The organism is Streptococcus sp. XMC (assembly GCF_021341835.1).
In the GTDB taxonomy this organism is placed as follows: domain Bacteria; phylum Bacillota; class Bacilli; order Lactobacillales; family Streptococcaceae; genus Streptococcus.
The window spans coordinates 39,206-51,477 of the sequence record NZ_JAJTNQ010000003.1; the positions used below are offsets into that span (position 1 = coordinate 39,206).

General features: G+C 42.3%; 11 protein-coding genes. 1 reads left to right on the forward strand and 10 read right to left on the reverse strand.

The features are described from left to right. Positions 1 to 30: 30 nt before the first annotated feature. The 4 genes from LXO72_RS06705 to LXO72_RS06720 form a co-directional block, all read right to left on the reverse strand. A complete protein-coding gene (locus LXO72_RS06705) occupies positions 31 to 909 on the reverse strand; it encodes a transporter substrate-binding domain-containing protein (protein WP_195348221.1) in 879 nt (292 codons plus the stop codon). A 27-nt stretch (positions 910 to 936) separates the two neighbouring features. Next, positions 937 to 1,938, reverse strand: a complete 1,002-nt coding sequence (locus LXO72_RS06710; RefSeq protein ID WP_154858915.1) for a uroporphyrinogen decarboxylase family protein — start codon at positions 1,936 to 1,938, stop codon at positions 937 to 939. Positions 1,939 to 2,042: 104 nt separating this feature from the next. Beyond that, entirely contained in the window at positions 2,043 to 2,243 is a 201-nt protein-coding gene (locus LXO72_RS06715; protein ID WP_154858917.1) for a hypothetical protein, read from the reverse strand. Between the two features lie 18 nt (positions 2,244 to 2,261). After that, a complete protein-coding gene (locus tag LXO72_RS06720) occupies positions 2,262 to 3,263 on the reverse strand; it encodes a uroporphyrinogen decarboxylase family protein (RefSeq protein WP_233331891.1) in 1,002 nt (333 codons plus the stop codon). Positions 3,264 to 3,586: 323 nt separating this feature from the next. Here LXO72_RS06720 and LXO72_RS06725 point away from each other — a divergent pair, with 323 nt between their 5' ends. Continuing rightward, positions 3,587 to 4,408: a Cof-type HAD-IIB family hydrolase gene (locus LXO72_RS06725; RefSeq protein ID WP_233331892.1), complete on the forward strand. Its 822-nt coding sequence runs from the start codon at positions 3,587 to 3,589 to the stop codon at positions 4,406 to 4,408. A 28-nt stretch (positions 4,409 to 4,436) separates the two neighbouring features. Here LXO72_RS06725 and LXO72_RS06730 read toward each other — a convergent pair whose 3' ends face one another. From LXO72_RS06730 to LXO72_RS06755, 6 genes are all read right to left on the reverse strand, one after another. After that, positions 4,437 to 5,489: an LLM class flavin-dependent oxidoreductase gene (locus tag LXO72_RS06730; protein WP_233331893.1), complete on the reverse strand. Its 1,053-nt coding sequence runs from the start codon at positions 5,487 to 5,489 to the stop codon at positions 4,437 to 4,439. A 111-nt stretch (positions 5,490 to 5,600) separates the two neighbouring features. Next, on the reverse strand, positions 5,601 to 7,409 hold the full coding sequence (glmS, locus tag LXO72_RS06735) for a glutamine--fructose-6-phosphate transaminase (isomerizing) (protein ID WP_233331894.1): 1,809 nt from the start codon (positions 7,407 to 7,409) through the stop codon (positions 5,601 to 5,603). A 326-nt stretch (positions 7,410 to 7,735) separates the two neighbouring features. Then, the gene (locus tag LXO72_RS06740; RefSeq protein ID WP_233331895.1) at positions 7,736 to 8,614 is read right to left on the reverse strand and encodes an ABC transporter permease; all 879 of its coding nucleotides are present in this window, start codon (positions 8,612 to 8,614) and stop codon (positions 7,736 to 7,738) included. Next, the gene (locus LXO72_RS06745; protein ID WP_233331896.1) at positions 8,607 to 9,536 is read right to left on the reverse strand and encodes an ABC transporter ATP-binding protein; all 930 of its coding nucleotides are present in this window, start codon (positions 9,534 to 9,536) and stop codon (positions 8,607 to 8,609) included. Before LXO72_RS06745 ends, LXO72_RS06740 begins: the two co-directional genes overlap by 8 nt. 188 nt (positions 9,537 to 9,724) lie before the next feature. Beyond that, positions 9,725 to 10,651, reverse strand: coding sequence for a helix-turn-helix domain-containing protein (locus LXO72_RS06750; RefSeq protein WP_233331897.1), 927 nt, complete (start codon positions 10,649 to 10,651; stop codon positions 9,725 to 9,727). Positions 10,652 to 10,862: 211 nt separating this feature from the next. After that, positions 10,863 to 12,248, reverse strand: a complete 1,386-nt coding sequence (locus LXO72_RS06755) for a glycoside hydrolase family 1 protein (RefSeq protein WP_233331984.1) — start codon at positions 12,246 to 12,248, stop codon at positions 10,863 to 10,865. Positions 12,249 to 12,272 lie beyond the last annotated feature (24 nt).

Genomic DNA, 12,272 nt, shown 5'->3' on the forward strand with positions numbered 1-12,272 from the left:
AAGCTGGGGCTATACGCACCCAGTTTCATCTTATTTTTCTTTATCTACATAACTGAAGACATCTTCACCGAAATATTTTTCGGATAGTTTGGCAAGTGTCCCATCTTCTTCCAATTCTTTGATGGCCTTGCTGTAGGCTTCTGCAAATTTTTCGTTTTTCTTATCCTTATGGATCAATGGGTAAGTTGGAATTCCTTTGTAGGCAAACCAGCTAAGTTTGTCTGCATATTGGTGGTAAGAACCATCTTTATCTGTGACAGCTTTTTCAAAGGAAAGTTTGATGTCAAAGAAACCATCGTAACGTCCTTCCAGAACCCAAGCATAGGCATCTGCGACTTTGAAAGATTCCGCAGCTGTTAATTCGATTGGTTGGTCCTTATGCTTTTCATTGTATTCTTTAATAACATTCCATTGCGCATTTTGTGGTGAAATTGGAACCAATTTTCCTTTTTCTTTAGCGAAATCATCGATATTCTTGTATTTATCCGCATCTTCTTTCCGTACGGTAAATCCAATGATACTGGCTCCGATTGGTTCTTTGGGAATGATAAATTTCTTGGCACGTTCTTCGGTATACCAAGCTCCTTTGGTTCCGATATCGTATTTACCAGATTCTAGACCGATCAAGAGATCGTCGTCACTGGTTCCAGTATACTCAAACTTGTAGTCTGGTAGCTTTTCGTCAATAGCTTTGAGCACAGCTACTTCATAGCCATCTGATTCCCCTTTTTCATCAACGAAATCGTACGGCACATAGTTTTGAGTATGGGCCACTTTCAAGGTTGTTACTTTATTAGATCCTGTTGATCCTTTACTTTCGTTTGCGTGGTTCAAGCTTCGACCAATAATCGTTGCACCTGCAAGGGCAAGAACAGCCACCCCACCGATAATCCATGTTTTTTTACTCATATTCTCTTTTCTCGCTTTCTATTTTCCTTATTCTGCTGCAGCTTCACGAACCCATTCGATTCGTTCTTCATCAATGTCACTTGGAATCGTACAATCCGCACCGATGACCAAGCCTGTCGTTCCTGTCTCTGCGATGATGCGTTTGGTTTCTGCTTGGATGGCAGCCTTGTCTCCTGTGTAGAGAAGACCAGTTTTGCCATTTTCAAAGCCACCGAGAACCGTGCGTCCACCGAAGATTTCGCGTCCTTCTGCTAGGCTGATGCCTTCTGGTCCGACTGCCCAGTTGATGACTGGAGCTGGGTAGTCTGTAAAGAGGTGGATATCATTGCGAGCTCCTTCGTAGCCACAGATATGAAGAATGTTTACGCCACCAGCTTCATTGGCTTCCTCTAAGACATGGAGTTCACTCGGCGCGATGACTTGTTTGTAAACTTCCTGACTGACACGCGCATCTTGGATGCTTTGAACACTGAGGTAGATCCCGTCTGCTCCAGCTTCTTTAATGATTCGTTGGCTTAAACTTGCGATATCTTGGCCAATGGTATCCAATACTTTTTTAAGAGTGGCTGCATCTTGATCGATAAAGTTGGCGATCAAGTCATCTCCACCTGACACTTCTCCGACCAACCATTTGAAGTAGGTCACTGGAGCAAAGATGTTGTAGATGGCTACAATGTCCTCTTCAAAACCGGCCCGGATTTTTTTCACAAGCTCTACCTGTTCTGTGATCCATGGATGATCTGCTCCGAGCGGTTCAATCCCTGCTAAATCCGAGATGTTTTCAAGGCCTTTGTGAATGGCTGGGTTTGGATAAGCAAAGTAGCCATCGCTCATGAGTTTGACAAAGTCTGGTTTGACCTTGTGAAGGAAGTTTTTATGGCCATTGAGGTTTTTTTCGATAATTTCTGGATTAGAAAATCCTTTTAACCATTCATCTTCTCTTGTAAAATGATGCCAAAATCCAACTGGCACACGGTCAACCGCTTCCCCTCTGAAAGCTTTTAAGACTAATTCTCTTTTTGTGGACATGTTCTTACCTCGTTCTGTTCTGTTCTTTTCTTGCTAGTTATCTTAACACTTGGACTTTTATTTGACTAATATATATTTTTTATCAAGCCCTTCATCTTTTTTTATCACTGATCTTCTAGGAGCAGGACGCCCGCTAGATCAGACGGACGAATGAGGGAGATACTATGGGCTGGAATTTTCTCCAGTCTTTCCACATCCGGATCCTTTTTGCTTTCCTCTTGACTGCTAGCGGCAGCAACTTTTACGAGTCCTAAAACTAGGAACAAAGCTACCAGCATCAGACACCAAATATTGATTTTTTTCATCTCCCTCTCCTTTCTCTTTTATAAGACGGCTGCTTGGCGCACCCAATCTAAGCGTTCCAATTGGAAATCGTCTGGCACGGTGCAATCTGCCCCAAGGATCAAACCGCGACTTCCAGCTTCTGCCACCAAGCGGCGGGTTTCTTGCTCGATAGTTGCTCGTTCCCCTTGGTAAAGCAAGCCTTTCTTACCATTGACAAAGCCACCCAAGACGGCACGATCACCAAAGAGTTTGCGCCCTGCTGCTAGGCTCAGGCCTTCATGATGGGTCGCCCAGTTGATAACCTGAGCTGGATAATCCTTGAAGAGTTCCACTTCATTGCTAGCTCCTTCAAAGCCACAGATATGAAGGATATTGATGCCACCCGCTTCATTGGCCGCTTCTAGGACAACGATGTTACTCGGTTCAATGATCTTGCGGTATTCTTCATCTGTCACGCGCTCATCTTGGATCTGCTGAGTTGAGAAGTAAATCCCTTCAACACCTGCTTCTTGGATCAAGCGGCGACTAAGAATAGCGATATCGCCTGCAATGACATCAAGGACATGGGCCAAGGTTTCTGGATCTTCCTTGATAAAGTCCGCAATCACTTGATCCCCGCGAGAATGATCTGTCCGAAACCAGCGTTTCAAATAAGAAATGGGCGAGAAGATGTTATAGAAAGAAGCAATCTCCTCATGAAAATGAGAACGAATTTCCTTGACCACTTCAATTTGTTTTTCAATCCAAGGATGATGCTCCCCGATGGGCTGAATATCCTTCAATTCTTTGATTGATGTGATCTCTCTCGAATAAAGAGCACTCGGATAACGGAAAAAGCCATCGCTCATAATCTTGACAAAATCAGGTGATATTTCTTCAACATAGTGTTGGTGTCCTTTGATACTCTTTTCAAGTACGGCTGGATTGTCTAACCCCAATTCTTTTTCTTCTTGGGTCACATAATGGAGCCAAAATCCTACAGGGATTCGCTCTACTGCTTCGCCTCGAATGGCACGAAGCACCAATTCTTTTTTACTCATACCGTGAAACCTCCTCAATCTCTTCTTCAAAAAGAAAACTGACTGACCGCTTCCCTTCTGAAATTTGTAACCATGATATCACCTCGAAAAGTAGCTGACTAATATATTTTCCCTATCAAGGCCTTAAAATTTCTTTATTGAGGCAGGTATCAAAAAAAGCGCAAGCCCTTGAAAATAAAGCCTTGCGCGCATTCTTATCTATTATTTTATTTTTGAAGAAAGTGACCTACTTTGAAAATTACTTGACCCCGTTATAAGAATCAACTATACCCCTCCTTTTCATTCTCCTAAAATATGGTATACTAAAGAAAAAGGAGGTGCCTATGTCTTCCATTCGTTTAATTGTCAGTGATATTGACGGAACCATTCTGGACCAGCAGCATCAGGTCGATCCCGACCTCATCGAACTCATCCCTCAGCTCCAAGAAAAAAAGATTCCTTTTATCTTGGCATCGGCTCGTTCTCCTATCGGGATTGCTCCTATCGCAAGAAGATTGGGCGTCCATCAGGAACCGATCGCTTGCTACAATGGAGCTCTCATCGTCAAGGGAGAAGAGATTCTATTTGAACACAGCCTGAACAAAGATGAGATCCGCACCTTCCTCCATCGTGTGGAAGAACTAGATCCCAGCATTTCGATTAATTGTTATAGTGGGTCAGTCTGGTTTAACTCCAGAGAGGATCAGTGGACCCAAGTTGAGGCTTCGATTACTGGTGAGACGCCACAGATTCAGCCACTTTCTCAGACCCTCTCTGACGATGCTCTCCATCTACACAAATTGCTCTTGATCGGCGAGACTCAAAACATTCAAGAACTCTATCAAAAGCTGGATCCACAAGAATTTCCGCAGACTGCCTTTTACCTTTCAAAGGAAAACTACCTAGAAGTCACCGCCAAGTCCGTCTCAAAAAGAGATGCTGTCCTTGAACTGGCTGCTTATTACCAGGTCCCTTTGGAACAGGTCATGACTATCGGAGATCACTTCAATGACCTCCCTATGATTCGTCTGGCTGGACTTGGAGTTGCCATGGGAAATGCTCCTGAAGCCGTCCAAAAGGAAGCTCAAGTTGTCACCAGCAGCAACCAAGAGCACGGCGTAGCAAAAGCAATCCAAGATTATGTCTTACCACCATCAAACAAATAACCTATGAAGTTTCTTCCTTCATGGGTTTTTATAACCCTTCTTTCATGGCAAAGTAAGCACGCACTTTTGGTGCCACTTGCGTTCCAAAAAGTTCAATGGCTTTGAGAACTTGATCATACGGCATAGAACCAAGCGGTAGGTGCAACATAAAGCGATCCAAGCCTAAATCCTCAATCATACGGATCAATTTTTCTGCTACTTGATCTGGATTTCCCACAAACATAGCGCCATTTGGCCCCACCTGCTCAAGATATTGCTCATAACGCAATTCCTGCCAGTGCGGACGGTCTTTGGAGATCGCATCTACCACTTGCTTGGTCGGATGGAAATAATCTTTCACTGCCTGCTCGCCATCTTCAGCAATCCACCCCCAAGAATGGGCTCCCACTTTCAAGTCTTTGTCAGCATGACCCGCTTCGCTTCCAATCTCACGATAAGCTTGAATCAACTTTTTAAAATAGCGAGGATTGCCACCGATAATGGCATAGACAATCGGCAAACCAGCATGAGCAATCTTGATGGTTGACTCAACGTTCCCTCCCGTCGCTACCCACAGAGGCAATTTTTCCTGAACTGGACGTGGATAGACTTCTTTTCCAGAAATGCTTTGAGTCAATTGTCCACGCCAGTTCACCTTGGTGCTTTCATTTACCAGCTGAAGCAGGTCCAACTTTTCATCAAAGAGAGCTTCATAGTCTTTCAAGTCATAGCCAAACAGTGGAAAGGACTCGGTGAATGAACCACGCCCAGCCATAATCTCCGCACGTCCGTTCGAAAGGGCATCGATGGTCGCATATTGTTGGAACAAACGGATGGGATCCATACTCGAGAGGATGCTGACAGCACTGGTCAAACGAATCTTCTTGGTATTCACCGCACCAGCTGCAAGGACAATCTCTGGCGCTGATACCGCAAAGTCCTCCCGATGATGCTCCCCAATACCGTAAACATCCAAACCAACCTTGTCAGCCAGCTCAATTTCTGCTACCAACTGACGGATTCGTTCATCATGACTGTATACTTGTCCAGTCCCATTTAAGGCTGTTGTTTCACCAAATGTTGAAATTCCTAATTCTACCATACTGATTTCCTCGTTTCATTATTAGTTATTTTGGAATTTTATCACTAATTAGCTATAATCTCAACGAATTTGCTTATTAAAAAAAGTCTAGATGAACTAGACTTTCTTAGATTATTCTACTGTTACGGATTTAGCAAGGTTCCGTGGCTTGTCTACATCGAGTCCACGGTGGAGGGTTGCAAAATAAGCGATCAATTGGGTTGGTACCACCATTGAGATTGGTGAGAGGTAAGGGTGGACCGTTGTAAGGACGATATCGTCTGTCTCTTTAGCAACATTTTCCTCTGCGATAGTAAGGACCTTAGCTCCACGAGCTGCCACTTCTTGGATATTTCCACGAGTGTGGTTGGCAAGAATTGGGTCAGACAAGAGGGCCAAAACAGGTGTTCCATCCTCAATCAAAGCAATGGTTCCGTGCTTGAGCTCTCCAGCCGCAAAACCTTCACACTGGATGTAGGAAATCTCTTTGAGTTTTAGACTGGCTTCCATGGCTACATAGTAATCTTGACCACGTCCGATATAAAAGGCGTTGCGTGTTGTTTCAAGAAGGTCACGAACCTTAGCGTCAATCAATTCTTTCTCTGAAAGAGTTGATTCGATAGATTGAGCCACGATAGACAATTCATGAACCAAGTCAAAAGCTTTGGCTTTTTCGTTGCCATTTGCTTCACCAACCGCTTTTGCAAGGAAGGCAAGAGCTGCGATTTGAGCTGTATAAGCCTTAGTTGATGCTACGGCAATTTCAGGACCTGCATGAAGCAACATAGTATGGTTGGCTTCACGTGACAGCGTTGATCCTGGAACGTTTGTCACTGTCAAGCTTGGAGTCCCCATTTCATTGGCCTTAACCAAAACCTGACGGCTATCAGCTGTTTCACCAGATTGACTGATAAAGATGAAGAGGGGTTTCTTGCTAAGTAGTGGCATCCCATAACCCCACTCAGAAGAGATGCCCAGTTCAACTGGTGTATCAGTCAATTCTTCCAACATCTTCTTAGAAGCAAATCCTGCATGGTAAGAAGTTCCAGCAGCAAGGATGTAGATGCGGTCAGCGTCTTGAACAGCCTTGATGATGGCTGGGTCTACCACTACTTGACCAGCCTCATCTGTGTAGGCTTGAATGAGCTTACGCATCACCGTTGGTTGCTCATCAATTTCTTTGAGCATGTAGTAAGGGTAAGTTCCCTTACCGATATCTGACAAGTCAAGTTCAGCAGTGTAGCTAGCACGCTCACGGCTGTTGCCATCGTAGTCTTGCACTTCAACGCTATCAGCTTTCACAATTACCAACTCTTGGTCATGGATCTCCATATATTGGTTTGTTTCACGAATCATGGCCATAGCATCTGAGCAGACCATGTTATAGCCTTCTCCAAGACCAATCAAAAGTGGTGATTTGTTCTTGGCCACGTAGATGACATCTGGATTTTCAGAGTCAATCAAGGCAAAGGCATAAGATCCACGGATGATGTGAAGGGCTTTTTTGAAAGCTTCAAGTACTGACAAGCCCTCTTCTTCCGCAAATTTTCCAATCAAGTGCACTGCGATTTCAGTATCCGTTTGTCCCTTGAAGTGGTGACCTGCCAGGTATTCTTCTTTGATTTCGAGATAGTTTTCAATCACACCATTGTGCACCAAGACAAAACGTCCTGTCTCAGAGCGGTGCGGGTGAGCATTGTCTTCTGTTGGTTTCCCGTGAGTGGCCCAACGAGTATGTCCAATACCAGTTGTTCCCTCCACTCCAGCTGTCTTGGCAGACAATTCTGCAATACGACCAACCGCTTTCACCAAATGGTTCTCAGCACCACCTAGGACAAAAATCCCCGCAGAATCATAACCACGGTATTCGAGCTTTTCAAGCCCTTGAATCAAAATATCCGTTGCATTTGTATTTCCAACAACACCAACAATTCCACACATAGTATATACGACACAGACAAGCTGTGCTTTCTCCTTCTATAAAAATGAAAGAAAATAGGTATCCGTACTTGAGTTCCCTTATTTTCTTAGCCAATTTATAAAATTGGTCTAGTCTGATTCGATAGAAAAATTATCAGCGGAGTCAGTATACAATGTTTTTTTCTGTTTGTCAACCTTAAAAATATCAAAAATTGGTCTAGTTAAGAAAGGATTAAGAAAAACCTACCAACTTTTTTAGTGATAGGTTAGGATGATTGGCTTATTTTTAGATCGTCATTGATGCCAACTGATCTAAATGCCTATCGAGTAATTGTATAAGTTTCACTTCATTTTTTGATCTTTTTAATCATCAAATCAACTCCCAGCAAAACAACTATAATAATCGAAAGATAAGCAAGCATGAAGTGATTCGATAGATGTTCCCCACTCGCATTTTGCAAGATAATCCCATAAGATTCTTTGTAGTTCGTAATTACTGTAGACGGTGCATGATCAAAGACTTTACTAATTGCAGCTTTCATTAAAATCTGTTTCAAGAGCGCATTTACCTGTGTAAGAGGGAACCAGGTCATGACCTGTTGCAAGCTTCCTCCTACAGAACCAATAGAAAGATAAACACCTGAAATGAATCCGATAAAAGTTCCAACTATTGTACTCAAAGTTGTAAATGCTGAACTGGTTCGAATAAAAGCTAGGATTGGCAGAATAATAGTTGCAGATAACACCGTTCCCATTGTAACAACTCCTAAAATAGATAAGTAGTCCATCATAGAATAGTCAAGAAGAGCACTAAAACCATTAAACATACCAATTGCAAAGATACAAGAGAACATGGTCATAATAATCCCAAATAAAATCGCAAAGATCGCATACGATAGTTCAATTTTAAAGTTAGACACTGGGCTGACTTTAAAGTCCTCACTCAATTTCTTTTCTCTATCCGAAACCATTACTCCAAATGCACCAAGAGTACTGGTCATTGAAATAATGGTCGTTAAACCTGAGATTAACCAATAATTGACCATCTGGATGGTGGCCGTAGAGGCGGTATCACTATTCAAAGCCTCCTTGATGGCATCAATCTGAATTTGTCCTAAAAAGACTTGATAAACCAAGATCAAGATGATGACCGATAAGAAGGACATAAAGAAAGCTAAGCGATCTCTTGTATAGACTTTCCGATTTCTAGAGATTAATTCAAGCATTCCCTTCTCCTCCTTTAGATCTTAGTAAGTTCAAATAAGCTGCTTCTAAATTTGAATATTCTACATTAAATGTTTCAATAATTGATTTTCCTTGATTTTCTGCAATAATTTCCATCATCTCTTCAACGGAAACATCCTTACATACGACTTCTGCCTCCGAAAGGATCTGACACTTATTAGCAAACTTAGAGACAGATAACGAATTGACTGGTTTACCAGGTTTTAACGTAAGATTCAGGTTAGTGGTTGAATGCTGTTTAATAAAATTGGCAATATCTCCTGAATAGTACAAGTTCCCTTCAATTAAGACATTTAAGACATCACAAGCAGCCATCTCTTCTAAATAGTGTGTAATTAGAACGACTGTCATATTTTCTTTTTTGTTCAGATAATTAATCGCTTCCCATAAATCATGACGAGATTGTGGATCTAAACCAGTTGTTGGCTCATCTAACAAGAGCAAAGACGGTTGTGGCAATAAAGCTCGGGCAATATCTACTTTTCGTTTTTGTCCTCCTGATAAACTGCCATAGTTTTTCTTTTTAAGAGTGGCAACATCTAAATAGGATTGCAAATCTGTAATACGCTTTTGTACTTGTGATTTTGATAAGCCGTACAAGGATCCACGAGATACTAAGTTTTCCTCTACCGTTAAGTTATCATCTAAACGATTACTTTGAAATACAATACCGATATGTCGATAAAAATCTTTCGTTGGCAAATATTTTCCATCTACTTCCCAAAAAATCTCTCCTGAGCTCGGCTTGAAATTCTGAATCAACAAATTAAAAAGCGTTGTTTTCCCTGCACCATTTGGACCAAGAAGTCCATAAAATTTCCCTTCCTCAAGAACTAAATCAATTCCTTTCAAAGCCTCAAAGGAACCATAGCTTTTCTTTACATTGTGTAATCTAATTTCCATTTTCTGACACCAAGATCCTTTTTTCCTTCCTTGTACTCTCAGTATATCCAATTTCTGTCCTCTAACGTGAGGACATTCATGTCCAGTCTAACCATCATTTTCACCAAAAAAACCTGTGAAGATTCACAGGTTTTCAATATTCATTTTATATTTTTTTGAGAACAACAGACGAAAGGAAAAATGCTCCTCTATACCTCAGTGTAGTTTAGACCTTTTTTTGCAAGGTCCTCTTTCCATTCTTCTTGCATGTTTCTCTTCACTAGATCCTCAGATAATAAGTCAGCCATTAAGCATACTTTTTGATAATCATCTTTTGCTTTTTCTAGGTCATCTTCTATAAATAAAGCAACTTTCCAATTTAAAGCATAAATAAAAATATTATCCTGAAAATCATGTCTCTTTGTCATAATATCATTTAAGGCTTTAACAATGTCTGGCAATCTGTCGTATATCCCATAATGGGCTAACACACCTGCAGCTGAGATAAGAGTGTTTTGTAGCATTTCCAATTCTGATAAGGGGAAATAATCTATCGCAAGTAGGATTTTCTCTACTAAGTGTATAAATTCATCTTGATCAAAGGCTCCCAAAGCCAAAGAAAGCAAGCGCAATTTGATAATCTCCACATCGTTGAGACTTAACTCTTTTTTCTTCATGGCTTGCTCTAGATACTCATCTAATAAACCTTGATCAAAAGAAGGATTTTTGGATCCAATCATATCAACCGTGGCTTGGGCGACCTGGACAGACAGTTTTTCTTCCTCTGGCAGGTTATCAAAATAGTTTTCGTAAATATCCTCAATAATTTCTTCATGCCGATGAAGACGATCTCGATCTCCATAATGGTATAACGTCCGTAGTTGATATTTCAGGTTCAGATATTCTGCAGGTAATTCCAAACTAGTTTGATTTGTCAAAGCATCCAAAGAAACACCTAGTTGTTCAGCAATATACTTTGCTGTTGCAATCGTTGGCAAAGACTGACCCTTTTCAATTCGCTGGAGTTGGCGCGTCGTTAATAGGTCCTCAATACCACAGATTGCTTGTCTACTTAATCCCTTACTTTCACGTAGAGTTTGTACTTTTTGTCCTAGTTCTGTTTTAAAATCCATCATACAAGCTCCTTTTCTTCTGATTTCATTATAGCACATATTAAAGTTGAAGGGTTTTGAACCTTTTCCAGCACTAAATGAAAAATCGGAAATGAAGAATACCGTCAGAAACATCTGCATCTGATGGAGTTCCACACTTCCGAAAATAAAACTAGTCAGTCATTTACTGAAATGAACGGGCCTATCGTGCTTAGATGACAGAATCCTCAAAATCTCACTCTTCAAATCCATTCTGCTGGCTCAATTCACGGAACCAATGACCAGATTTTTTCAGGCGTCTTTCTTGAGTGGCTAGGTCCAATTCGACAAGGCCGTAGCGGTTTTTATAGCCATTGAGCCAAGACCAGCAGTCGATAAAGGTCCACATGAGGTAGCCCTTACAGTTGGCCCCTTCTTGGATAGCCCGGTGCAACTCACGCAGGTGGTCTTTGACGAAGTCAATCCGGTAGTCATCTTGGATTTCCCCGTTTTGACGGAATTTTTCTTCCCCTTCAACTCCCATCCCATTCTCTGTTAGGAGCCACTCGATGTTGCCGTAATTTTCCTTGATATTTTGCGCAATATCGTACAAGCCCTGCTCATAGATTTCCCAGCCTCTGTGTGGGTTAATCTTTCTTCCTGGCATGACATAGGGTTCGTAGAACTGCTCGACCAACATAGGAGACTCTGGGTTTGGCGCATAACGGGGCGCAGAGACACGCATTGGTTGGTAATAGTTGACCCCTAAGAAGTCGACTGTATGTTCTTTGATCAGCTCTAAGTCATTTGGATCCACCTCTGGCAAGAGAGCACGCTCCCGCAAAATCTCTACCAACTCTGGTGGGTAAGTCCCAAGAACAGACGGATCGAGGAAGGATTTGGCTTGAAAGAGCTCAGCGATTCGTGCCGCCTTGACATCTGCTGGATGCTGACTCCGCGGGTAGGCTGGAGTTAAGTTCAAGACCACTCCGATTCGATAGCTTGGATCCACCTCATGACAGACCTGAACAGCAAGGCTGCTGGCCAACTGGGTATGGTAGGCAACTTTAACTGCTGCGGCCGCATCTACCTTATGTGGGTAATGGGCATCATAAAAGTAACCAAACTCTACAGGAACAATGGGTTCATTAAAGGTGATCCACCGATCGACCAAGTCTCCATAGGTTTCAAAGCAGAAACGAGCATAGTCGCGATAGGCGTAGACCGTCTCCTTATTTTCCCAGCCATCTCCTTCTTCTTGCAAGGCAAAGGGAAGGTCAAAGTGATAAAGATTGACCATCAAGTGAATGCCTTTGGACTTGATGCGTTCAAATACTTGGCGGTAAAAAGCCACTCCTACTGGATTGACTTCTCCACGTCCTTTAGGGAAAATCCGAGACCATTGGATAGAAGTCCGAAAAGCAGTATGCCCAGTCTCGACTAGAAGCTCAATGTCTTCTTCCCAGTTTTCATAAAAGGTCGAAGTTAAGCCAGGTCCTTCTTGGAAGCGAAAGCGATGAGGCTCTACCTGGTACCAGTAGTCCCAGAGGTTGTCTCCCTTGCCATCTCCGGCAAAGCGCCCTTCTGTCTGTGGACCAGATGTCGAAGTCCCCCATAAAAAATCTTTTGGAAAGTTGATCATGTGTTTATCCTCTCTCATTGTCTT